The 23,389-nt window shown below is 68.4% G+C and carries 15 protein-coding genes and 3 rRNA genes; 6 read left to right on the top strand and 12 right to left on the bottom strand.

Features of this window, described 5'->3' with window-relative positions:
• Positions 1–22: 22 nt before the first annotated feature.
• The gene (locus OG990_RS17330; RefSeq protein ID WP_386990787.1) at positions 23–607 is read right to left on the bottom strand and encodes a phasin family protein; all 585 of its coding nucleotides are present in this window, start codon (positions 605–607) and stop codon (positions 23–25) included.
• 111 nt (positions 608–718) lie between these two features.
• Here OG990_RS17330 and OG990_RS17335 point away from each other — a divergent pair, with 111 nt between their 5' ends.
• Entirely contained in the window at positions 719–1,057 is a 339-nt protein-coding gene (locus OG990_RS17335) for an SCP2 sterol-binding domain-containing protein (RefSeq protein WP_355613468.1), read from the top strand.
• Between the two features lie 67 nt (positions 1,058–1,124).
• On the opposite strand, the gene OG990_RS17340 is transcribed toward OG990_RS17335, so the two are convergent.
• Together OG990_RS17340 and OG990_RS17345 are read right to left on the bottom strand one after the other, a co-directional pair.
• Positions 1,125–2,150: an HAD-IIA family hydrolase gene (locus OG990_RS17340; protein WP_406081504.1), complete on the bottom strand. Its 1,026-nt coding sequence runs from the start codon at positions 2,148–2,150 to the stop codon at positions 1,125–1,127.
• Positions 2,147–3,172: a hypothetical protein gene (locus tag OG990_RS17345; protein ID WP_406081794.1), complete on the bottom strand. Its 1,026-nt coding sequence runs from the start codon at positions 3,170–3,172 to the stop codon at positions 2,147–2,149. The genes OG990_RS17340 and OG990_RS17345 overlap by 4 nt, the downstream gene beginning before the upstream one ends.
• Between OG990_RS17345 and OG990_RS17350 the strand changes: the two genes are divergently transcribed.
• The gene (locus tag OG990_RS17350; protein ID WP_406081505.1) at positions 3,161–4,921 is read left to right on the top strand and encodes a hypothetical protein; all 1,761 of its coding nucleotides are present in this window, start codon (positions 3,161–3,163) and stop codon (positions 4,919–4,921) included. The two genes, OG990_RS17345 and OG990_RS17350, sit on opposite strands and share 12 nt — an antisense overlap.
• A 294-nt stretch (positions 4,922–5,215) precedes the next feature.
• Here the strand turns inward: OG990_RS17350 and rrf are convergent.
• From rrf to tyrS, 4 genes are all read right to left on the bottom strand, one after another.
• Positions 5,216–5,332, bottom strand: a 5S ribosomal RNA gene (rrf, locus tag OG990_RS17355).
• A gap of 84 nt (positions 5,333–5,416) precedes the next feature.
• Positions 5,417–8,527, bottom strand: a 23S ribosomal RNA gene (locus tag OG990_RS17360).
• Between the two features lie 379 nt (positions 8,528–8,906).
• Positions 8,907–10,423, bottom strand: a 16S ribosomal RNA gene (locus tag OG990_RS17365).
• The 16S, 23S and 5S rRNA genes sit together here, the layout of an rRNA operon.
• A 640-nt stretch (positions 10,424–11,063) precedes the next feature.
• On the bottom strand, positions 11,064–12,356 hold the full coding sequence (gene tyrS, locus OG990_RS17370) for a tyrosine--tRNA ligase (RefSeq protein WP_406081795.1): 1,293 nt from the start codon (positions 12,354–12,356) through the stop codon (positions 11,064–11,066).
• 105 nt (positions 12,357–12,461) lie between these two features.
• Here tyrS and OG990_RS17375 point away from each other — a divergent pair, with 105 nt between their 5' ends.
• A complete protein-coding gene (locus tag OG990_RS17375; protein WP_406081796.1) occupies positions 12,462–12,845 on the top strand; it encodes a PaaI family thioesterase in 384 nt (127 codons plus the stop codon).
• Positions 12,846–12,875: 30 nt separating this feature from the next.
• Here the strand turns inward: OG990_RS17375 and OG990_RS17380 are convergent, their stop codons facing one another.
• From OG990_RS17380 to OG990_RS17390, 3 genes are all read right to left on the bottom strand, one after another.
• Complete coding sequence (locus OG990_RS17380; protein ID WP_406081507.1) at positions 12,876–14,201, bottom strand: hemolysin family protein; 1,326 nt, start codon at positions 14,199–14,201, stop codon at positions 12,876–12,878.
• 126 nt (positions 14,202–14,327) lie between these two features.
• Positions 14,328–14,969 (bottom strand): hypothetical protein, encoded by a 642-nt coding sequence (locus tag OG990_RS17385; RefSeq protein WP_328414218.1) that lies wholly within the window; start codon positions 14,967–14,969, stop codon positions 14,328–14,330.
• Between the two features lie 80 nt (positions 14,970–15,049).
• A complete protein-coding gene (locus tag OG990_RS17390; protein ID WP_355614711.1) occupies positions 15,050–15,676 on the bottom strand; it encodes an acyltransferase in 627 nt (208 codons plus the stop codon).
• 278 nt (positions 15,677–15,954) lie between these two features.
• Between OG990_RS17390 and OG990_RS17395 the strand changes: the two genes are divergently transcribed.
• The 3 genes from OG990_RS17395 to OG990_RS17405 are packed head-to-tail and all read left to right on the top strand — an operon-like array spanning position 15,955 to position 19,192.
• Positions 15,955–17,094, top strand: coding sequence for a Gfo/Idh/MocA family oxidoreductase (locus OG990_RS17395; RefSeq protein ID WP_355614714.1), 1,140 nt, complete (start codon positions 15,955–15,957; stop codon positions 17,092–17,094).
• The gene (locus OG990_RS17400) at positions 17,091–18,056 is read left to right on the top strand and encodes an NAD-dependent epimerase/dehydratase family protein (protein WP_386991587.1); all 966 of its coding nucleotides are present in this window, start codon (positions 17,091–17,093) and stop codon (positions 18,054–18,056) included. The genes OG990_RS17395 and OG990_RS17400 overlap by 4 nt, the downstream gene beginning before the upstream one ends.
• Positions 18,053–19,192: a DegT/DnrJ/EryC1/StrS family aminotransferase gene (locus OG990_RS17405; protein ID WP_386991589.1), complete on the top strand. Its 1,140-nt coding sequence runs from the start codon at positions 18,053–18,055 to the stop codon at positions 19,190–19,192. Before OG990_RS17400 ends, OG990_RS17405 begins: the two co-directional genes overlap by 4 nt.
• A 75-nt stretch (positions 19,193–19,267) precedes the next feature.
• Here the strand turns inward: OG990_RS17405 and OG990_RS17410 are convergent, their stop codons facing one another.
• Together OG990_RS17410 and OG990_RS17415 are read right to left on the bottom strand one after the other, a co-directional pair.
• The gene (locus OG990_RS17410) at positions 19,268–20,983 is read right to left on the bottom strand and encodes a DUF4082 domain-containing protein (RefSeq protein WP_386991591.1); all 1,716 of its coding nucleotides are present in this window, start codon (positions 20,981–20,983) and stop codon (positions 19,268–19,270) included.
• Positions 20,984–21,413: 430 nt separating this feature from the next.
• A complete protein-coding gene (locus OG990_RS17415; protein WP_386991593.1) occupies positions 21,414–23,204 on the bottom strand; it encodes a hypothetical protein in 1,791 nt (596 codons plus the stop codon).
• Positions 23,205–23,389 lie beyond the last annotated feature (185 nt).

Here is a 23,389-nt window from a genome sequence, read left to right on the forward strand (position 1 = left end):
CTCCGGCGGTTCGGCGCGACGTTCACGGGGTGCCGTCCGGCCGCTGCTTGCGGACCGCCTTCTTGGCCGGCATGTCCGACGGCGTCGGGGCCTCGTCGCTGGTCCGGCTGATCGTCGCCGGCGGCTTTCTCGCGATGGCCTTCTTGGCCACCGCCTTCTTCGCCACGGCCTTCTTCGCGACCGCCTTCTTGGCCACCGGCGCGGAGACCGGGGCGCCTGCTGGGCCGTCCGACGGCACCAGACCGGCGTCCGGCGGCGCGGCCTGCGGGGTGGGAGCGGCGGGCGGCGCGATGGCCGGCTCGGCACCCCGCGCCTCGCGCAACTGCCGTTCCAGGTCGCGCACCCGTCGGGTCAGCTCGGCCACCTCGTCCGCGGTGGCCAGGCCGACCGCGCCGAGAGCCCGGTCGACCTCGAAGCGGACCAGCTTGGTCAGCGCCTCCCGGTTGGCGGCGCCGGTGGTGACCAGCTCCTCACCGAGAGCCTGCAGTTGGGCGGCGGTCGCGCCGCCCGAGCCGACGAGGCGACGCGCCACGTCCTGGGCCTTCTTCCGGGGCGCCTCCGCCAGGCCCATGGCCAGTTCGAGATAGGCGCGCCACGCGTCCTGCATGCCTGAGTCCTTCCGCGGGGCGGGGTGTGCAGGTGTCACGCTACCGGGCACCCCGGACTGTCCTGTGCGGTACGGTGCCGGGGACGGCGTGGCGATCAGCGAGGGGGAGACGTGGCCAGCGTGGACGAGTGCCGACAGGCATTGCAGGAGCTGGCCGCCCGGCTGGATCACAACGCCGATACGGTCCGCGAACGGATCGACCTGGACCGGACGCTCGCCTGCCGGATCACCGACCTGGACACCGCGTTCCACGGCCGGATCAGCGACGGCCGGCTGATCGAGCTGACCGACGGCGACGACCCCAAAGCCAAGATCGCTCTGAGCACGTCCAGCGACGACCTGCTCGCCCTGGTGCGCGGGGATTTGGACGTCACCGGCGCGGTGGCCTCCCGCCGGGTGTCGATCAAGGCCAACCCCTTCGACCTGATGAAACTGCGCAAGCTGCTCTGACGAGCGCCGGCCCCGCCGGGTACCTGGCGTCGGCCGACGCCGGTCGGCCAGACGACCAGGGTCGGGGTCACCCGCCCGAGGGCAGACCGAAGCTCTCCAGCGCGCGGCCCGCGTCGTTGCCCGCGGGACGGATCCGCGGAGGCGTCGGGGCCGACCAGACCGCCGCGCAGAGCGCCGCCAGCGCGTCCAGAGGCCGACCCGAGCCGCCCAACTCCAGCGTGCCGTCGTGCTCGCTCACCGACCAGCCACCGGCGTCCGCCGGACCCGGGACCCGCACCGCCGCGGCCGGGTCGAAGAGCCCCGCCAGGTCCCGCGCCACGTACGTGGGACGGCGCTTCGGCTCGGCGGCGAGCAGGTCGGGTACGCCGCTGACTCCGGTGAGCACGAGCAGGCTGTCCAACCCGGCACGGCGGGCACCCTCGATATCGGTGTCCAGCCGGTCGCCGACGACCAGGGCCCGGCCGCCGTCACTGCGCCGGGCGGCGGTCTCGAACAGCGCCGACTCCGGCTTGCCGACCACCACGTCCGGGTCTCGCTCCAGCGCGGTACGCAGCGCGGCGACCAGCGCGCCGTTGCCCGGCAGCGGTCCCCGGCCGCTGGGCAGGGTCCGGTCGGTGTTGGTGGCGATCCAGATCGCGCCGGCCCGCACGGCGACCGAAGCCTCGGCCAGATCGGCCCAGCCGACCTGCGGACCGTAGCCCTGAACCACCGCAGCCGGCTTCTCGTCCGCCCGGGAGACCGGGTTCAGCCCGACCGCGCGCAGCTCGGCGCGCAACGCCTCAGCGCCGACGACCAGCACCGGCGCGCCGGCGGGCAGCCGGTCGCGCAGCAGCTCCGCCGAGGCCGCTGCGGAGGTGAGAACCTCCTCCGGCCGGGCCGGCACACCCATCCCGGTCAGCAGGTCGGCGACGTCACTGGACCGGCGCGAGGCGTTGTTGGTGGCGTACGCCACCGCCCGTCCCTCGGCGTGCAGCCGGGCCACCGCCTCGACGGCGCCGGGGATCGGCCGGTCGATCAGGTAGATCACCCCGTCCAGGTCGAAGACGACCAGGGTGTACCCGTCGATCAGCCGCTCCCCGGCGTCCGCGCTCACCGCTGCGTCGACTCCGACTCGTCGCCCCGGGCCGGAGCAGTCCCGTCGGTGTTCACCGCGTCGCCGTCGCCGGCCGCCACTGCTCGCTCGCCAGCGGTGTCCGCCTCGGCGCTCTCGCCCGGGTGGCGATCGTCGTCCTCGTCGTCCTCGTCGTCGTCTTCGTCGTCGTCGTCTTCGTCGTCGTCGTCTTCGTCGTCGTCGTCTTCGTCTTCGTCGTCGTCTTCGTCGAGGTCTTCGTCGTCGTCTTCGTCGTCGTCGTCGTCGTCTTCGTCTTCGTCGTCGTCGTCTTCGTCGTCGTCGTCGTCTTCGTCGTCGTCGTCGAGGTCTTCGTCGTCGTCCTCGTCGGCGTCACCAGCGGCCAGGTCGGTGTCCGGTCGGGCCGGCACCGCACCGGGAGTGCCCGGGCCAGCGGCGATGTCCTCGGCCGGTTCGTCCTCGTCGTCACCCTCGATGACCACGCCGTCGAGCTCCAGCAGCCGCTCCGCGGCGTCGGTCTCGCCCTCGGTGTCCACGTCGGCGGCGCGGGAGAACCACTCGCGGGCCTCCTCGCGCCGGCCCACCGCGAGCAGCGCGTCGGCGTACGCGTAGCGCAGCCGGGCGGTCCACGGCACGGTGGCTTCGCTCGTGAGGTCCGGGACCTGGAGCATCGCCACCGCGGCGTCCTTCTGCCCGAGGTCGCCCCGGGCGCCCGCGGCGACGATCAGCAGCTCGATCGCGACGGCCTGGTCCAGCTTCTCCCGGTCGGCGCCGCGGAACAGGTCGATAGCCCGCTCCGCCCGACCCAGGGCGCGCTCGCAGTCCGCGAGCACGGCCAGGTGACTCTGCAACCCGGTCATCCGGTGGTACGTGCGCAGCTCGGCGATCGCCGTCTGCCACTCCCCCGCGTGGTACGCGGCCAGGCCGACCGCCTCACGGACGGCAGAGATACGCGACGCGAGCCGCCGGGCGGCCAGCGCATGCGCCAGCGCCTCGGCGGGGTCCTCGTCGATCAGCTGACCGGTGGCGACCAGGTGCCGGGCCACCGTCTCGGCGACCGGCTTGTTCAGCGAGAGCAGCTCAGCGCGAACGTCCTTGTCCAGGTCGGTCGCGACGATCTCGTCCGGCAACGCCGGGGCCGAACTGCGCCCGCCCTCGAACGACTCGGAGGCCGCGCCGCGGTCGTCGCGGCGGAACTCCCCCTCGCGACGCGGCCGGTCATCAGCCCGGGAAGCACCCTCACGGTCGCCACCGCGGTAGCCGCCCTCACGACGGTCACCACCGCGGAAGCCGCCTTCGCGGTCACCACCCCGGAAACCGCCCTCACGAGGCGCGCCAGAGCGCGCACCGTCGCGATCGCCGCCGCGGAAGCCACCCTCACGCGGAGCGCTCGGCCGGGAACCGTCACGGTCGCCGCGGTAGCCGCCCTCACGACGGTCGCCACCGCGGAAGCCGCCGCCCTCACGAGGCGCGCCAGAGCGCGCACCGTCGCGATCGCCGCCGCGGAAACCGCCCTCACGCGGAGCGCTCGGCCGGGAACCGTCACGGTCGCCGCGGTAGCCGCCCTCACGACGGTCACCGCCACGGAAACCGCCACCCTCACGCGGCGCACCGCCTTCACGACGGTCGCCACCGCGGAAGCCGCCACCCTCACGCGGCGCACCGCCTTCACGACGGTCGCCACCGCGGAAACCACCCTCGCGGTCGCCGCCGCGGAAACCGCCCTCACGGGGAGCACCCGAACGCGAGCCGTCGCGGTCACCGCCACGGAAACCGCCTTCACGACGGTCACCACCACGGAAGCCACCCTCGCGATCGCCGCCACGGAAACCGCCCTCACGGGGAGCACCCGAACGCGAGCCGTCGCGGTCACCGCCACGGAAACCGCCTTCACGACGGTCACCACCACGGAAGCCACCCTCGCGATCGCCGCCACGGAAGCCGCCCTCACGGGGAGCACCCGAACGCGAACCATCACGGTCGCCACCGCGGAAACCGCCGCCCTCACGCGGCGCACCGGGCCGGAAGCCACCCTCGCGACGCTCGCCGCCACGGAAACCGCCCTCGCGGTCACCGCCCCGGTAGCCGCCCTCACGAGGAGCACTCGGCCGGGAACCGTCACGGTCGCCACCGCGGAAACCACCCTCGCGGTCACCGCCACGGAAACCGCCCTCACGACGGTCACCACCACGGAAACCACCCTCGCGGTCGCCGCCGCGGAAACCGCCCTCACGGGACGGGCCGGAACGGGTGCGGTCACCACCACCCTGATAGCCGCCTTCACGACGGTCACCACCGCGGAAGCCGCCTTCACGAGGGGCGCCGGAGCGCGAGCCGTCGCGGTCGCCACCACGGAAACCGCCTTCACGACGGTCACCACCACGGAAGCCGCCCTCACGAGGCGCGCCAGAGCGCGAGCCGTCGCGGTCGCCGCCACGGAAGCCGCCTTCACGCGGCGCGCCCGAACGCGAACCATCACGGTCGCCACCGCGGAAACCGCCTTCACGACGGTCACCACCGCGGAAGCCACCCTCACGGGGCGCGCTCGACCGGGAACCATCACGGTCACCACCGCGGAAGCCACCCTCACGGGGCGCGCTCGACCGGGAACCATCACGGTCGCCGCCACGGAAGCCGCCTTCACGCGGCGCGCCCGAACGCGAACCATCACGGTCGCCACCGCGGAAGCCACCTTCACGACGGTCACCACCGCGGAAGCCACCCTCACGGGGCGCGCTCGACCGGGAACCATCACGGTCGCCGCCACGGTAGCCGCCCTCACGAGGCGCGCTTGACCGGGAACCATCACGGTCACCGCCACGGGAGCCACCGTCGCGGCCGCCGGCGTATCCGCCTCGGGTGCCGCCAGCGCTGCTGTCCCGGTCTCCCCGGTACGGGGGACGGTCGCGGTCCTCGCGGCGCGGGCCGCGGTCGCGCCCACCCGGGCCGTCAGTACGGTCTTCGTAGCGACGGGGACGGTCTCCGCCCTGCGGTCCTGAACTCACAGGTACATCCTTCCTGATTGCGCCACCAATGGCGCTACGCAGTCGAGGGCCGACCCGGATGGGGCGGCCCTCGACTGGAAGATTGTCCGGCGGTGTCCTACTCTCCCACACCCTCACGAGTGCAGTACCATCGGCGCTGGAGGGCTTAGCTTCCGGGTTCGGAATGTGACCGGGCGTTTCCCCTCCGCCATGACCGCCGTAACTCTATCGACATGTCAAACAACACCACACATGTGGTCTGTTGTTCGTTTATCGAGAGTTGCACAGTGGACGCGTAGCAGCTTAGTAGTCAAGTCCTCGGCCTATTAGTACCGGTCAACTGAACCCGTTACCGGGCTTACATTTCCGGCCTATCAACCCAGTCGTCTAGCTGGGGGCCTTACCCCCACAAAGTGGGGTGGGATACCTCATCTTGAAGCAGGCTTCCCGCTTAGATGCTTTCAGCGGTTATCCCTTCCGAACGTAGCTAACCAGCCGTGCCCTTGGCAGGACAACTGGCACACCAGAGGTTCGTCCGTCCCGGTCCTCTCGTACTAGGGACAGCCCTTCTCAAGTATCCTACGCGCACGGCGGATAGGGACCGAACTGTCTCACGACGTTCTAAACCCAGCTCGCGTACCGCTTTAATGGGCGAACAGCCCAACCCTTGGGACCTGCTACAGCCCCAGGATGCGACGAGCCGACATCGAGGTGCCAAACCATCCCGTCGATATGGACTCTTGGGGAAGATCAGCCTGTTATCCCCGGGGTACCTTTTATCCGTTGAGCGACACCGCTTCCACTCGCAAGTGCCGGATCACTAGTCCCGACTTTCGTCCCTGCTCGACCTGTCAGTCTCACAGTCAAGCTCCCTTGTGTACTTGCACTCAACACCTGATTGCCAACCAGGATGAGGGAACCTTTGGGCGCCTCCGTTACCTTTTAGGAGGCAACCGCCCCAGTTAAACTACCCACCAGACACTGTCCCTGAACCGGATAACGGTCCGAAGTTAGATACCCAAATCAACCAGAGTGGTATTTCAAGATTGCCTCCACCCATACTGGCGTATAGGTTTCACCGGCTCCCACCTATCCTACACAAGCTAATTCGAGTACCAATGTCAAGCTATAGTAAAGGTCCCGGGGTCTTTCCGTCCTGCCGCGCGTAACGAGCATCTTTACTCGTACTGCAATTTCGCCGGGCCTGTGGTTGAGACAGTGGGGAAGTCGTTACGCCATTCGTGCAGGTCGGAACTTACCCGACAAGGAATTTCGCTACCTTAGGATGGTTATAGTTACCACCGCCGTTTACTGGCGCTTAAGTTCTCCGCTTCGCCCCGAAGAGCTAACAGGTCCCCTTAACGTTCCAGCACCGGGCAGGCGTCAGTCCATATACATCGAATTACTTCTTCGCATGGACCTGTGTTTTTAGTAAACAGTCGCTTCCCCCTGCTCTCTGCGGCCATACAACGCTCCACCCGCGTGGGGCTTCACGTCTCCGGCCCCCCTTCTCCCTAAGTTACGGGGGCAATTTGCCGAGTTCCTTAACCACAGTTCGCCCGATCGCCTCGGTATTCTCTACCTGACCACCTGTGTCGGTTTGGGGTACGGGCCGCTAAGAACTCGCTAGAGGCTTTTCTCGGCAGCATAGGATCACTGACTTCACCTGAATCGGCTCGGCATCACGTCTCAGCCTTCATGTGTTGCGGATTTGCCTACAACACGGCCTACACGCTTACCCCGGCACAACCACCGGCCGGGCTCAGCTACCTTCCTGCGTCACCCCATCGCTTGACTACTACCCGTCAGGTTCCCACGCTCCCCAACATCAGCCCGAAGGCATCAGCTGGTTTGGGTGGTTAGCACAACGAGGTTCGTCAGGGACGCTCTTTCGCGGGTACGGGAATATCAACCCGTTGTCCATCGACTACGCCTCTCGGCCTCGCCTTAGGTCCCGACTCACCCAGGGCGGATTAGCCTGGCCCTGGAACCCTTGGTCATCCGGCGGAAGGGTTTCTCACCCTTCTTTCGCTACTCATGCCTGCATTCTCACTCGTGCCGCGTCCACAACTGGGTCACCCCGCTGCTTCACTCGCGGCACGACGCTCCCCTACCCATCCACACACCTGCACAAGGAATCAAGTCCAAGCGAGGTTAAAATGTGAATGCCACAGCTTCGGCGGTGTGCTTGAGCCCCGCTACATTGTCGGCGCGGAACCACTTGACCAGTGAGCTATTACGCACTCTTTAAAGGGTGGCTGCTTCTAAGCCAACCTCCTGGTTGTCTATGCGACCCCACATCCTTTTCCACTTAGCACACGCTTAGGGGCCTTAGCTGGTGATCTGGGCTGTTTCCCTCTCGACTACGAAGCTTATCCCCCGCAGTCTCACTGCCGCGCTCTCACTTACCGGCATTCGGAGTTTGGCTGATTTCGGTAAGCTTGTGGGCCCCCTAGACCATCCAGTGCTCTACCTCCGGCAAGAAACACGCGACGCTGCACCTAAATGCATTTCGGGGAGAACCAGCTATCACGGAGTTTGATTGGCCTTTCACCCCTAACCACAGGTCATCCCCCAACTTTTCAACGTTGGTGGGTTCGGCCCTCCACGCGGTCTTACCCGCGCTTCAGCCTGCCCATGGCTAGATCACTCCGCTTCGGGTCTAGGACACGCGACTGAATCGCCCTATTCAGACTCGCTTTCGCTACGGCTCCCCCTCACGGGTTAACCTCGCCACATGCCACTAACTCGCAGGCTCATTCTTCAAAAGGCACGCCGTCACCCCGCAAGGCTCCGACGGATTGTAGGCGAACGGTTTCAGGTACTATTTCACTCCCCTCCCGGGGTACTTTTCACCATTCCCTCACGGTACTTGTCCGCTATCGGTCACCAGGAAGTATTTAGGCTTACCAGGTGGTCCTGGCAGATTCACGGCAGATTTCAGGGGTCCGCCGCTACTCGGGAACACCCACAGAAGGTCAGCAACTTTCACCTACCGGACTTTCACCGTCTACGGTCAGCCATTCCAGACTGTTCGACTAGCCACTGACTTTGTAACTTCTCGAACAAGTGTCAGCTTGTTCAGCAGGGTCCCACAACCCCAACCACGCAACCCCTGACAGGTATCACACGCAGCCGGTTTAGCCTCGATCCGCTTTCGCTCGCCACTACTCACGGAATCACTAAATTGTTTTCTCTTCCTACGGGTACTGAGATGTTTCACTTCCCCGCGTTCCCTCCACACACCCTATGTGTTCAGGTGTGGGTGACTGGACATGACTCCAGCCAGGTTTCCCCATTCGGACACCCTGGGATCACAGCTTGGTTGACAGCTCCCCCAGGCCTATCGCGGCCTCCCACGTCCTTCATCGGCTCCTGGTGCCAAGGCATTCACCGTTCGCCCTTGACAACTTGACCACAAAGATGCTCGCGTCCACTGTGCAATTCTCAACAAACGACCAACCCACAACCCATTAGCCCCACACCAGCACCACCACAGTGATCGGTATGTGAGACCAGGCCATGCCTGGCAGCCCATGAAGCGCTCACGCTCCACACAAGGCTCCGAAAGAAACAACCAATGGTTGTTCTTTCAGGACCCAACAGGGTGCTCTGCATTCTTCTCCAGCCGCACCAGCACAATCCGTTCCCACCACCCCCGAAAAGGTGGCTGTACTAGGTTGTTCCGGCCGTTGCCAGAGGAAAACTCGCCAGTGTCTCCGCCATCTGAGCACCCCGACCCGACATACGCGGGCCGCGGGCTCCTTGCACCCTTTCAGGTGAAGGTGCTCCTTAGAAAGGAGGTGATCCAGCCGCACCTTCCGGTACGGCTACCTTGTTACGACTTCGTCCCAATCGCCAGCCCCACCTTCGACAGCTCCCTCCCACAAGGGGTTGGGCCACCGGCTTCGGGTGTTGCCGACTTTCGTGACGTGACGGGCGGTGTGTACAAGGCCCGGGAACGTATTCACCGCAGCGTTGCTGATCTGCGATTACTAGCGACTCCGACTTCACGGGGTCGAGTTGCAGACCCCGATCCGAACTGAGACCGGCTTTTTGGGATTCGCTCCACCTCACGGTATCGCAGCCCATTGTACCGGCCATTGTAGCATGCGTGAAGCCCTGGACATAAGGGGCATGATGACTTGACGTCATCCCCACCTTCCTCCGAGTTGACCCCGGCAGTCTTCGATGAGTCCCCGCCATAACGCGCTGGCAACATCGAACGAGGGTTGCGCTCGTTGCGGGACTTAACCCAACATCTCACGACACGAGCTGACGACAGCCATGCACCACCTGTGACCGCCCCCGAAGGACCTCACATCTCTGCGAGTTTTGCGGCCATGTCAAACCCAGGTAAGGTTCTTCGCGTTGCATCGAATTAATCCGCATGCTCCGCCGCTTGTGCGGGCCCCCGTCAATTCCTTTGAGTTTTAGCCTTGCGGCCGTACTCCCCAGGCGGGGCGCTTAATGCGTTAGCTGCGGCACAGGGAACCGGAGAGGCCCCCCACACCTAGCGCCCAACGTTTACAGCGTGGACTACCAGGGTATCTAATCCTGTTCGCTCCCCACGCTTTCGCTCCTCAGCGTCAGTATCGGCCCAGAGACCCGCCTTCGCCACCGGTGTTCCTCCTGATATCTGCGCATTTCACCGCTACACCAGGAATTCCAGTCTCCCCTACCGAACTCTAGCCTGCCCGTATCGACCGCAGGCTTGGGGTTGAGCCCCAAGTTTTCACGGTCGACGCGACAAGCCGCCTACGAGCTCTTTACGCCCAATAAATCCGGACAACGCTCGCACCCTACGTCTTACCGCGGCTGCTGGCACGTAGTTGGCCGGTGCTTCTTCTGCAGGTACCGTCACTCTCGCTTCGTCCCTGCTGAAAGAGGTTTACAACCCGAAGGCCGTCATCCCTCACGCGGCGTCGCTGCATCAGGCTTCCGCCCATTGTGCAATATTCCCCACTGCTGCCTCCCGTAGGAGTCTGGGCCGTGTCTCAGTCCCAGTGTGGCCGGTCGCCCTCTCAGGCCGGCTACCCGTCGTCGCCTTGGTAGGCCATTACCCCACCAACAAGCTGATAGGCCGCGAGCCCATCCCAAGCCGAAAAACTTTCCACCCAACCTCATGCGAGGCCAAGTCATATTCGGTATTAGCCCCCGTTTCCGAGGGTTATCCCAAAGCCTGGGGCAGGTTGCTCACGTGTTACTCACCCGTTCGCCGCTCGAGTACCCCGAAGGGCCTTTCCGCTCGACTTGCATGTGTTAAGCACGCCGCCAGCGTTCGTCCTGAGCCAGGATCAAACTCTCCAACAAAAACTTGTCGAACAGCATCCTGACAACAAACAATGTTGCCAAAGGAATCCCAACCAGCCAGACATAAAGCCCGACCAGTCCGGGGTATAAATCATAATTGGCACTGGCTTTTCAAGCACCCTGTTGAGTTCTCAAAGAACAACCACACACCGACCAGAAGCCCCACTCAGTGGAGCACCCTCTCGGGGCATTTTTACCGCATCCCCAGCGCTCAGTCGCGCTAGGCACTCTTACTACGTTACCCGCCGGTTTCCGCCGTGTCAAACCGCCGTTTCGCGGTCCGTCGTGCTTCACTCCGTATTGCGGGCACCATGTCTCGATCGGCTTGCGCCGCTCTCGTCACGGGGTCGGCAGGCCGGCCGTTGCGGTTTCCCGCGAACTCGCCCGTTTCCCTGCCGCTTGCCAACCTTACCCGGTCGGTTCCGCCTCACCAAATCCGCCTCGCGGCGAATCTGGGGCACCGCCCGGTTCAGGATCCGGTGGGCGAACCCGCCCGACCCCGAGGCCGTTGCCGCGCTCCGGCCGTTTCAGGCTTTCGCCTGTTTCGTCCGTTCCGCGCTGGCAGAGAGAAAGTTACGCGTCCGGCGGAGTGATCGTCAAATCCGCCGGACGCGTCCCCCGTCACATCGTCGACCGATGACTATCCGCCCAGCTCAACGCCCGCAAACGAGCGCTTGCCGCGGCGCAGCACCAGGTACCGCCCGTGCAGCAGGTCGGCCGGTGACACCACGGCGTCCACCTCGGTCACCCGATTGTTGTTGACGTAGGCGCCACCCTCGGCGATCACCCGACGGGCCTCCTTGAGACTGGGCACCAGCCCGGAGTCCCGCAGCAGGCCCGCCACGTCCGGCAGCTCGCCCGCGAGTCGCACCAGGCCGGCCTCGGTCAGCGCCGCGCGCAGCGTCTCCGGGGCCAGATCGTCCAGCGAGCCCCGGCCGAACAGTGCCTGGCTGGCGGCAATCGCCTGCCGGGCCTCCTCAGGCCCGTGCACCAGGGTGGTGAGCTCCTCGGCGAGCGCGCGCTGCGCCAGCCGGGCCGCCGGCCGTTCGGCGGTCGCCTTCGCCAACTCCTCCAACTCGTCGCGCGACCGGAAGCTGAAGTACCGCAGGTAGCGGTCGACCTCCCCGTCCTCGACATTGAGCCAGAACTGGTAGAAGGCGTACGGGCTGGTCATCGACGGGTCGAGCCAGACGGAGCCGCCCTCGGTCTTGCCGAACTTCGTACCGTCGGACTTCGTGACCAGCGGCGTGGTGAACGCCTGCACCGGCCCGGCGCCACGCCGGCGCACGTAGTCGACGCCGGCGGTGATGTTGCCCCACTGGTCGGAGCCGCCGAACTGAAGCTGGCAGCCATGCCGGCAGTGCAACTCGAAGAAGTCGTTGGCCTGCAACAGCTGGTAGCTGAACTCGGTGAAGCTGATGCCGATCTCCAGCCGGGCACGCACCACCTCCCGAGCGAGCATCTTGTTCACCGGGAAGTGCTTGCCCACGTCGCGGAGGAACTCGACCACCGACATCTCGCCGGTCCAGTCCAGGTTGTTCACCAGCTGCGCCGCGTTCTCGCCCGTGTACGACACGAAGGGCGCGAGCTGGTCGCGGATCCGCTCGACCCAGCCGGCGATCACCTCGGGCGGGTTGAGCGTCCGCTCGGCGCTCTCCTTCGGGTCACCGATCTGGCCGGTCGCCCCGCCCACCAGCAGCAACGGGCGGTGACCCGCGAGTTGCAGCCGACGGGCCGTGATGACCTGCATGAGCGAGCCGACGTGCAGGCTCTGCGCGGTGGGGTCGAAGCCCACGTAATAGGTGGTGGCCGCTCCGCCGTCGAGCAGCTCGCGCAGCTCGTCGAGGCCGGTCGAGTCCTGGATCAGGCCACGCCAGAGCAGGTCGTCGGTCAGGGAGGCCCGCCCGGGGGGCGGGAGGCTGCTGTCGGTCACGGTCACCGATTCTCCCCCATCGCCGGCATCGACCCGTACCGGGTTTGGCGCAAGCCGCCCCAGTTAGGCTGGCGGCCAGTTGATCGAGGAGGCTTTACCGTGGAGATGCCGGACCTGACAGGTGGCTTTGTCGCCCTGCTCGGCCTGAAGTTCGAGGAGGCGACCGCCGACCGGGTGGTCATCAGCTGGCGGGTCCGGCCGGAGCTGCACCAGCCGTTCGGCATCCAGCACGGCGGGGTGTACTGCTCGGTGGTGGAGACCGCCGCCAGCGTGGGCGGCTCGCTCTGGCTGGCCGACCGGGGCACGGTCGTCGGGGTGTCGAACCAGACCGACTTCCTGCGGGCCGTCCGGGCCGGCGAGCTGACCGCGGTCGGCACCCCGGTGCACCGGGGCCGCAGCCAGCAGCTCTGGCAGGTGGAGATCACCGATGCCGACCAGCGGCTGATCGCCCGCGGTCAGGTCCGGTTGCAGAACCTCTCCCCCGCCTGAGCAGGCACACCCGGCGGCGGAACCCTCGGGTCAGCCGCGGGCCTCGTCCAGCACCGGCTCGGCGTCCCGATCGGCGTCGGTCTCATCGGGGACCCGGCTCAGCCGTACCTCGGTGATCGCCCGGTGGTCGATGCCGGTCACCATCAGCACCCACCCGTCCAGGGTGACGTCCTCCCCCGCGACGGTGGGGATGTGCCCGAGGCGGGCCAGCACCAGCCCGGCGACGGTGGTGTAGTCGCCGGCCGGCCGCGACGGCAGCTCGACGCCGATGTCCGTCAGGTCGTGCACCGGGAAGGTGCCGGGCAGCACCAGCGCGCCGTCCGGGTCGCGGCGCACCGAGTACCCGTCCCGGTCGGTCTCGTCGTAGATCTCCCCGACGATCTCCTCCAGGATGTCCTCCAGCGTGACGATGCCGTCGACGGCACCGCGCTCGTCGACCACCAGCGCGATGTGCTGGCGCTCGGCCTTGAACTGGCGCAGCGCGTCCACCACCGGCAGCGAGTCGGGCAGCAACATCGGAGGGCGGGCGATCTCGTCGACCGGCCGGTCGTCGGGCACCCCCACCAGGTCGCGCAGGTGGATCACCCCGAGCGTGTCGTCCAGGCCGCCGTGGCGCACCACCGGCGCGCGGGAGTGCCCGGTGGCGGCCAGCACCAGCCGCGCGGCCTCCGCGGTGGTTCCGCTGTCGAGCGTGAAGACCCGCAACCGGGGTACGAGGACCGCCCGCAACCGCCGGTCGGCGATCTCCACGGCGCCGGCGATGATGGTGCGCTGCTCCTTGGTGAAGCCGTGGTTGCCGGCGACGATGTCGCGCAGCTCGTGCGGGCCGATCTCCTCCGGCTGGTGCTTGGGGTTGAGCCCGACCAGGCGGACCACCAGGTCGCTGGTGGCGCCGAGCGCCCAGACGGCCGGTCGGGTGAAGGTGGCGAGCACATCGAGCGGCCGGGCCACCAGCAGCGCCCACCGCTCGGCCGACTGCATGGCGATCCGCTTGGGGGCCAGCTCACCGAAGACCAGCGTGACGAAGGTCAACGCGAGGGTGACCACCACGATCGCCACCGTCTCGGCGGCGCTCCCGAACATCCCGAGCAGCGGCACCAGGGGCTTGGCCAGTGAGACCGCCGCGGCGGCGGAGGCCAGGAAGCCGGCCAGGGTGATGCCGATCTGAATGGTCGCCAGGAAACGGTTCGGGTCCTTGGCGAGGTGGGCCAGCACCCGCCCGGCCCGGCTGGTGCGCTCCAACCGCTGGATCTGGCTGTCCCGCAGCGACACCAGGGCCATCTCACTGCCGGCGAAGAGCGCGTTGATGACGACCAGAATTCCGACCAGGGCCAGTTGGCTCCCGTAGCTCTGCACGCCTGGCTCGCTCCCTCGTCGTGGTGGCACCGGCCGCTCCGCGCGGTGCCAGCCGGTCGGCAGCCCCGCCCGGCGTACGCGTGTCTGTGCCCCGTGCGGCGCCAGCCGAATCCTCCCCTGGCGACGCTATGCCGATTCGGCCGCCGGTGACGCGGGCAGGTCGAGGACGTACGAGTCGCCCTCCGGGCGGAAGCCGAGCCGGTGGTAGTAGGGGGCGACCATCCCGGGCGGGCTGACCACCCGGTGGAAGCCCCGTTCGGTGAAGAGGCGGCTGCGCCGGTAGACGAACTCGCCGGGGGTGAAGTCGCGGAACTTCGGGGTCACGTAGTCCAGGTCGATCTGGGCGACCCCGGGCGTCTCGGCGTGCGACAGCACCACCCCGACCACCTCATCTGCCCTGACCACCAGAAACGCGGAGTGGCCGGCGGCGTCCGGGTCCCAGTGGAAGTCGGGGTTGAAGCGGGCGATGTCCGGTGCGTGCACCCGCAGCGTGTGCGCCAGGAACTGGTCGCCGACGCCGACCTCGACGACCTGGTAGGTCTGTTCGTCGTGCCGGGTGGCGAGCATCCCGCGCAGATACCAGATGTTGATCACCGCGAGGACGATGTTGAGCCCGACCATGGGCCAGACCTCGAGTGCGCCGTTGTAGCCGATCAGCACGAGACAGCCGACGAGGTTGAGCGCGCGCAGGCGGAGGATGCGCGACTGCAGCAGCGACCAGACCAGCACCGCGGAGCCGGCCCAGCCGACGAGATCCAACCAGTTCACCCCGGCGAGGGTAGCCCCCCGCCGGCTCGGGCCGGTCGGCGGGACGCGTTCGACCGGGGACGTCGACCCCGGCGCGGCCGTCAGGCCGACGGCAGTTCGGTCAGCCGCCCCTCGCACTCGCGGTACTCGGCTCCGGTGCGCGGACAGATCCACCGGCCGTCGTCCTTCGCCACGAGCGGCTCGCCCGCCCGGCCCACCCAGCCCGCCCGGCGGGCGGGAACTCCGACCATGAGCGCGAAGTCGGGAACATCCCGGGTGACCACCGCGCCGGCCGCGATCAGGGCCCACCGGCCGATCGAGACCGGCGCCACGCAGACGGCCCGCGCTCCGATCGCCGCGCCCTCGCCGACCACCACGCCGACCGCTGTCCAGTCGTCGCCGCTCTTCAGCCGCCCCTCCGGGGTGACCGAGCGCGGGTACTCGTCGTTCGTGAGCACCGCGGCCGGCCCGATGAAGACCCCGTCGGCCAGTTCCGCTGGCTCGTACACCAGGGCGTGGTTCTGCAGCTTGACGTTGTCGCCCAGGCGGACGCCCGGCCCGACGTACGCGCTGCGGCCGATGACACAGTTCCGGCCGACCGAGGCATGCTCGCGGACCTGAGCCAGGTGCCAGACGCGCGTGCCGGGACGGATGGTGGCACGTTCGTCCACATCGGCCGTCGCGGCGATCTGCGCACCGTCGTGCGGTGCCCGGTGGGCGTCCGTCATCTCTCGTTCCCTCCGCGGTCCGGTGATCTTCTGTGCGGTGGAAACAGTAGACATTCGGCAACAAGGGCAATGTCAGAAAGCCGACCCAGTGGCCGCAGAACGGGCCATTCGAAGTGCGCGGGCAGACCAAACGGACCGAATGACCCCGGCGGCACCGCCGGAATTCCCGGTCGGTGCTGGCGCTGGCGAGGACGACCTCGGTAGCTTGCCGAATGGACGTCGCCACTAACTCCCCCCCTCAGCGGATTTTCCTGTCCTGACTAGCGAAACGGGTATCAGTGAACTCATCGCCCGCTGCCGTCGAACCAATCGGCGTTGCCGTCATCGGTGCCGGTTACTGGGGGCCGAATCTTGTGCGTAACTTCCAGACCTCTGACGCATTCCGGTTGCGCTGGCTCTGCGACCTCGATATGACCCGGGCCCGACGCGCGCTCGGTGACTACTCGACGGTCCAGGCGACCGACGACCTGGCCACGGTGCTGGCCGACGACGACGTACACGCGGTGGCCATCGCCACCCCGGCCGGCACCCACCTCGAGGTGGCGATGGCGGCGCTACGGGCCGGCAAGCACGTGCTCGTGGAGAAGCCGCTGGCGGCCGACGTCGAACAGGGGCGCGCGCTGGTGGCGGAGGCGGAGGGCCGGGGACTGTCGCTGATGTGCGACCACACCTACTGCTACACGCCCGCCGTGCTGCGCATCCGCGAGCTGCTGCACGGCGGGGAACTGGGCGAGCTGCAGTACCTCGACTCGGTACGAATCAACCTCGGGCTGGTCCAGCGCGACATCGACGTGATGTGGGACCTGGCGCCGCACGACCTGTCGATTCTCGACTTCATCCTCCCGTCCGGGGTGGCGCCGGTCTCGGTGGCCGCGCACGGCGCGGACCGGATCGGGGCGGGGCGGGCCTGCGTCGCCTACCTGACGCTGCACCTCAACACCGGCGCGATCGCGCACATCCACGTCAATTGGCTCTCCCCGGTGAAGATCCGGACCGCGATCATCGGCGGGTCGAAGCGGACCTTGGTCTGGGACGACCTCAACCCGAGCCAGCGACTCTCGATCTTCGACCGCGGGGTCGACGTGGCGTCGGCGGAGGAGCTCGGCGACGAGCAGCGCCGGGACATGCTGGTCTCGTACCGCTCGGGCGACATGGTGGCGCCGGCCCTGACGGAGCGGGAGGCGCTGCGGACCATGGTCGAGGAGTTCGCCCGGTCGATCCGCACCGGCACGCCCGCCCTGACCGACGGCCGGTCCGGCCTGCGGGTGATGGCCATCCTGGAGGCCGCCTCGCGCAGCCTCGCCAGTGGCGGATCAGTGGTCAATCTCAACGAATGGACAGACGTGCACGGGCAAATCGTCGAAACCGGTAGGGCAATTGCTCAGTCCGGCGCGGAGCGAAGCGGAGCAACGGCATGAGCGCGGTGGAGACCGCCGGGGCACGGGCCCTGGTCACCGGTGGAGCGGGCACGATCGGTTCCCACGTCGTCGACCAGCTGGTCGCCGGCGGCGCGGCCGAGGTCGTCGTCCTGGACAACTTCGTCCGGGGCTGCCGGGAGAACCTCGCCCGGGCACTGCCGCACGCCGGTGTCCGCCTGGTCGAGGGAGACATCCGCGACGTCGGGCTGGTGCACGAACTGACCCGCGGCAAGGACCTGGTCTTCCACCTCGCCGCCATCCGCATCACCCAGTGCGCCGAGGAGCCGCGGCTGGCCAACGAGGTGCTGGTCGACGGCACGTTCAACGTGCTGGAGGCGGCCGCCGCCGCCCGGGTCCGCAAGGTCATCCTGTCCTCGTCGGCCTCCGTGTACGGGCTCGCCGACGAGTTCCCGACCACCGAGCGGCACCACCCGTACCACAACGACACGTTCTACGGCGCCGCCAAGGCGTTCAACGAGGGCATGCTGCGCAGCTATCACAGCATGTACGGCCTGGACTACGTCGCGCTGCGCTACTTCAACGTCTACGGCCCCCGGATGGACATCCACGGCCTCTACACCGAGGTCCTGATCCGGTGGATGGAGCGGATCGATTCGGGTGTGCCCCCGCTGATCCTCGGTGACGGCCTGCAGACGATGGACTTCGTGCACGTCGCCGACATCGCCCGGGCCAACATCCTGGCCGCCCGGGCGGACGTCACCGACGAGGTGTTCAACATCGCCAGCGGCACCGAGACCAGCCTCAAGGAGCTGGCCCAGGCGCTCAGCGACGTGATGAAGTCCGACCTCGCACCCGAGCACGGTCCGGCCCGCGCGGTCAACGGCGTCACCCGCCGACTGGCCGACACCACCGCCGCCGCGGAGAAGCTGAGCTTCCGCGCCGAGATCGGCCTGCACGAGGGGCTTCAGGGGCTGGTCGACTGGTGGCGGGCCGAGAAGTGAGCAGCACCCGGATCCCGGTGATGATCCCCCGCCTCGGTGAGGAGGAGGCGCAGGCCGCCGCCGACGCCGTACGGTCGGGCTGGGTGGCCCAGGGGCCCCGGGTGGCCCGGTTCGAGCAGGAGTTCGCCGCCCTGGTGGGCGCCGGCCACGGCGTGGCCGTCAGCTCGTGCACGACCGCACTTCATCTGGCGCTGGTGGTGCTGGAGATCGGCCCGGGCGACGAGGTGATCGTGCCATCGTTCTCGTTCATCGCCACCGCCAACGCGGTGCGCTACGTCGGCGCCACCCCGGTCTTCGCCGACGTCGACGTCCGCACCGGCAACCTGACTGTGGCGACGATCGACGCGGTGCGGACCGCCCGGACCCGGGCGGTGATCGCGGTGCACCAGGGCGGCGTGCCGTTCGACGTCGCCGCGCTGCGGAACGCCGCCGGCCGCTGGGGGCTGCCGCTGATCGAGGACGCGGCCTGCGCCGCCGGGTCGACGGCGTACGGACGGCCGGTCGGCGCCGGCGCGACCATCTCGGCCTGGTCGTTCCATCCCCGCAAGTTGCTGACGACGGGCGAGGGTGGCATGGTCACCGTGGACGATCCGGAGTGGGCGGCCCGGCTGCGCCGGTTGCGGGAACACGGCATGAACGTCTCCGCGGCCGACCGCCACGCCAGCTCCCAGCCGGTCATCGAGGCCTACCTGGAGACCGCCTTCAATTACCGAATGACCGACATCCAGGCGGCGATCGGTCTCGTGCAGCTCGGCCGCCTCGCGGATCTGGTGGCTCACCGGCGCGCGCTGGCGGCCCGCTACCACGAGCTGCTGGCGGACCTCGAGGGTCTGGCCCCGGTCCGCGACCCCGAGTACGGCGAGACCAACTTCCAGTCGTTCTGGCTGCTGATCGACCCGGAGTACGGGACCGGCCGCGACGAGGTGCTCGCCGAGCTGGCCGCCGCCGGAGTGTCGGCCCGACGCGGCATCATGGCCGCCCACCTGGAGCCGGCCTACGCCGACGTGTCGCCCGCGCCGCTGCCGGTGACCGAGCGGCTGACCCGCGACTCGCTCATCCTGCCGCTGCACCACGCGCTGACCGAGGACGACCAGGACCACATCGTCGCCGTACTCCGCAAGCTGGCCGCCCGCTAGGTCGGGCCGTCACGGGGCGACCGAAACCGGGGCAGGCGGGCGGGTACCACCACGCCTGCCCCGGGTGGTCACCACCTATGCGGGTCTGGGGACCAGCTGCGCCGTCGGGGCGCCGTCGATCGTGCCCACGACGTTGTTCGTCCAGTCGGCGAAGGTGACGTAGCATCCGGACCCGCACCGGCTCGTGTAACCCCAGTGCGTCGGCCCGAATACGTTGTCGCGCAGTCGCAGCCCCTCACCCTCCTGGGCGTACAGCCCGAAGGCGCCGAGCGAGATGAAACTGTCGTGGACCTGGTAGTTGCGCAGCCGGGAGCCGCCCGAACTCTGGGTGAACAGCACTGCGGTGATGGCCTGCCAGTAGTTGGGGATCTCCGCGCCGGTGTAGGCGTTGACGCCCGGCTCGAGCCGGCTGTGGCTGATCTCCAGCGGACCGGTGCCGCCGTAGGGGAAGACGCCCCCGGTGTGGGCCTGGGAGGGGTCGGCCAGGTGGGCGATGTAGTTGTCGTGGAGCCAGCTGTACTCGATGGTGGTATTCGCCCCGCAGAGGCACATGCCGCCGGTGTTCGCCACGTCGACGCGGCTGAGCTGGATCGTGCAGGTGTTGCAGTCGTTGATCGCGTGATCGGTCAACGGTGCACTCTTCATGCCCAGGCCCACCGGTTCGGGCCGGATGGTCGTGTTGCTGATGTTGAGACGAAGGCTGCCCGAGGAATTCGCGTTGACCAGGATGGCCCGATTGGCGGAACCCGGTGGCGGCGCGATGATGGAGTTCGTGATGTTGACGGTGCCGTGACAGTTCGTGCCGATGTAGATGAAGGCATGGAAGTACTTGTGGTCGAGATTCACGGTGCCGTTGCACTCGTACAGGTCCCACTCCTTGCTCCCGGTGTCGTGCGGGAACACCTCCTGGTAACCGGCCGGCACCGGCAGCCGGGCATCGGACTGGCGGTACCGGCCGACCCCGGGTGCGCCCACCGAGAAGCGCTGGGGGTACCTGCCGCCACCGGTGCTGTCGGGGTTGCCGGTGACGGTCGGAGTCGGTACGGGCGGGGTGGAGCTGGGCGTCGGCGCCGCGGGTGGGGTGGAGCTGGGCGTCGGCGCCGCGGTCGGGGTGGGACTCGGCGAGGTGGGGCGGGGGGATGCCGTCGTGGGTCGAGGGGTGGGACTGGACGTGGCGGGAGCGCCGGGATTGAAGACGACGTCGACCCAGTAGTTGGTCGCCCGGTAACCCCGGTTCGGGAACCCGCCCGCGCCGTACCGGTACACGCCGTTGGCGCCCTGCGACCCGTCGGCCGGCGCGCGCAACGGGCCCCGGCTGCGATCTGCGGCGAAGTAACGGTCGTCGGCCGAGTACTGCCCCACGTTGGTGTGGTACGACACCACGTACAGCGCATTGGCCTTGACGGCCACCGAGGCCGAGAAGGCGGCGTACTGCCATCCGGACGGGCTCTCGTTGGTGAACCGCACGGTGGCGAGCCTGGTGCCGTTGATCGCCCAGAGGCTGCCCGTGTGCACGCCGGTGTTCCTCCTCGACTTGTAGAACCGGACGCCGAGGACGCTGCCGTCCTGGGTCGCGGTGAATTTCACCCCCAGTTCCACGGCCTGTCTGTCCGGGTCGGTAACCGTGCCCGGTACTGCTGAGCTGCTCCACAGCGAGTACGTTCCGGAGGGTGCCGCCGCGGGCTCCGCGCCGCCCGGGCTGGTCGCGTAGCGACCAGCCAGCGCCGTCCCAGAGATCGCCACCGCGCCGGCAACGGCTAGCACGATGACCGCTCGCGAATTCCTGACCATGTGGTTCCCTTCTCCACAAGTGGTGTCACTCGACCCGGGGCGGGCGAACGCCGGTACGGAAGATGCGGTGTCGCGGACGTCGACGGCTGGTGCGTCCGACGCGATCCAGCCACAGCCCCAGGTGAGACTCCTCGCGCCGTCTGCCCTGGCCAGCGGCGGACGCGCGCGGGGCGCCCGCCGCACGGTTCACGGGGGCGGCGAAGGCGTTGGGCTCAGCACCGCGTTCGCCGGGCGATCCGGGAGGATGCTCGCCTGACCCCTGCACGGGGTACACCAACACAACGATCGAAATGCCGCTAAGTCACCGGTATCGACGTTGAACCATGGGTGACCTGCGCGGACGGCGTGAGCGAGGGGCTCCTCCCGGTGTCGGGAGGAGCGGGCTCCGCTGTCGGGTCATGGTGCACCGCACGTCGGCGGGCAGGTGACCTCAGGTGACGGGCTGCGGCGCGGTGGCGACCAGGAGGTTGGTCAGGAAGGCCACCGTGGCAGGGGCGCACTCCCGCCGCCCCGCCAGCAACTCGTCCAGCCATGCGTCCCGGACGATGCCGGTGGTCCGCAGCGGTGCGAGGACGTCCGGCTCGCTGCGCCAGTGCTCGACCACGAGCGCCGCCACCTCGGCCGCGCCCAGCTGCGCCCGGCCGGAATGGCGCAGCCGCTGCCGTACCTTGCCGGACAGCTTCCGCGCGGTGACCCGGGCCGCCGCCGCGCGGTCACGGATGCCGCGTTGCCCCAACCGGGCGGGAACCAGCCCGGAATCCAGCGGCACCGCGGCCAGTTCGGCATCGAGCCGGTGGATGAGCTGCCCGGTCAGCAGGCCGCTCCCCTTCTGGTCTGGCGACACGGAGTGCGCCAGCTGGATGAAGCGGCGATCGAACATCGGGTTGATGAAGAAGCGGTTGACGGCCGCGACCGAGCCATGCGCTCCCGCCCATCGCTGCATGCGCTGGTAGAGATAGAAGTAGTCGGTGGCCTGCAGCCATTGCGGCGGAGCGCCGTCGAAGGATGCCGTGATCCGTTCGAGCGCGTCGGTGCGGGCGGCGGCCACGAAGCCCGGTTCGAGTGCGCGGGCGTCGACGGCCTCGTTCGCGTAGAGGCGCCAGTTCGCCAACTGGCCGATCAGGTGGGGCGAGGTGGTCGCGTCGCGGGGCTGGCCGAAGTAGTAGAACCCGCGGCAGGCTTCCCCGCCGAGGCCGGAGAGGCGATGCCCCTGCTCGAGGTGGCCCTCGGCGAGGAGCAACGGGGCCAGGGCCAGCGGGCTGGCCATGCAGTCCAGCGCCGCCGCCGCTTGTAGCGCCGCGGAGTGCGCCGCAGCCGGCGTGACCGGTGGCTGCTCGTCCAGCCAGTGGACATGCAGATCCAGCCCACCCAGCGCGCTCAGCTTCTGGGCCAGCGTGGCGTCCGAGCCGCCCCGCACGTCCAGGGTGAGCGCGCGCAGCCCTCGGCGGGTCTCCGGGGACAGCGCCGCGAGCAGGACGCGGGTGTCCTGGCCACCGGTCAACTGGAGCACGGTGCTGGGATGGTCAGCGAGGTAGGCCCCGAGGAACTCCCGCAGCATCCCGGCCATCTCGTCGGCGACCTCGGGCAGGGACGGTGCCGGGCCGTCCAGGGCGAGCGACTGCTCCACGTAGCGGTGCGTCTCCACCCGGCCCGCGTCCAGCACCGCCAAGCATCCGGCGGGCACCTTTTCGACCTGCGCGAAGACCGTGCCGAGCCCCACTTGCCAGCCCACCAGGCCCTGCAGGCCGAGCGCCCCGTGGTCCAGCCCCGCCCCGGCCAGCGCGCCGAGCGCGAGCGCACTCGTCGACACCGCGGCCACACCATCGCCCTGCCACCAGAAGAGCTGCCGGAAGCCGAGCCAGTCCGTGGCCGCCACGATCGGCTCGCCCGGCCCGGAGCGGTGCGCCGCGGCGAACGGCGGCACCAGCGCGGCGAGCACGGCGCCGTCCGCCTTCGTGCCCCGGCCCAACTGCTCGGCCAACTCGGCGGTGGCGACATCGGCGGTCCGGGTACGAACCGCCCGGCCCAGGCGCAGCGTGAAGGCGGTGCCGCTGTCGTCGACCCGATCGCCCGGGTCCGCGCCCTGGAAGGCGAGCCAGCCGTCCTCGGTGGACAGCATCCGCGCGTCGGCACCGAGGCGGGTGAGAGCCTCGGCCCGGGACGCCTCCTCGGTCGCGGTCAGCCTGCCCGGGGCGTACGAGACGGCGAGGAACGACTTCATCTCGGCAGCACCGTGGGCGGCGTTGCGATCTCACCTTGGGCAGACATGGCGGCCAGCGTAATCTCCGCCAACACGCAAGGAAAGCAGTCCCAATACGGCAAAGGCCATATGGGGTAACAGATTTCCGGCCTGTCGGTGTCGACTTCCCGACCAAGAAAAACAGCTACCCTGCTCCCCCGCCGTGG

This window comes from Micromonospora sp. NBC_00858, from assembly GCF_045207365.1.
Taxonomy (GTDB): domain Bacteria; phylum Actinomycetota; class Actinomycetes; order Mycobacteriales; family Micromonosporaceae; genus Micromonospora.

Excerpts from the sequence above, each read along its gene's own strand:
- OG990_RS17330 (WP_386990787.1), bottom strand. The coding sequence starts at position 607 with ATGCAGGACGCGTGGCGCGCCTATCTCGAACTGGCCATGGGCCTGGCG.
- OG990_RS17375 (WP_406081796.1), top strand. The coding sequence starts at position 12,462 with ATGCCGGACCTGACAGGTGGCTTTGTCGCCCTGCTCGGCCTGAAGTTC.
- OG990_RS17390 (WP_355614711.1), bottom strand. The coding sequence starts at position 15,676 with ATGACGGACGCCCACCGGGCACCGCACGACGGTGCGCAGATCGCCGCG.
- OG990_RS17400 (WP_386991587.1), top strand. The coding sequence starts at position 17,091 with ATGAGCGCGGTGGAGACCGCCGGGGCACGGGCCCTGGTCACCGGTGGA.
- OG990_RS17410 (WP_386991591.1), bottom strand. The coding sequence starts at position 20,983 with ATGGTCAGGAATTCGCGAGCGGTCATCGTGCTAGCCGTTGCCGGCGCG.
- OG990_RS17415 (WP_386991593.1), bottom strand. The coding sequence starts at position 23,204 with ATGAAGTCGTTCCTCGCCGTCTCGTACGCCCCGGGCAGGCTGACCGCG.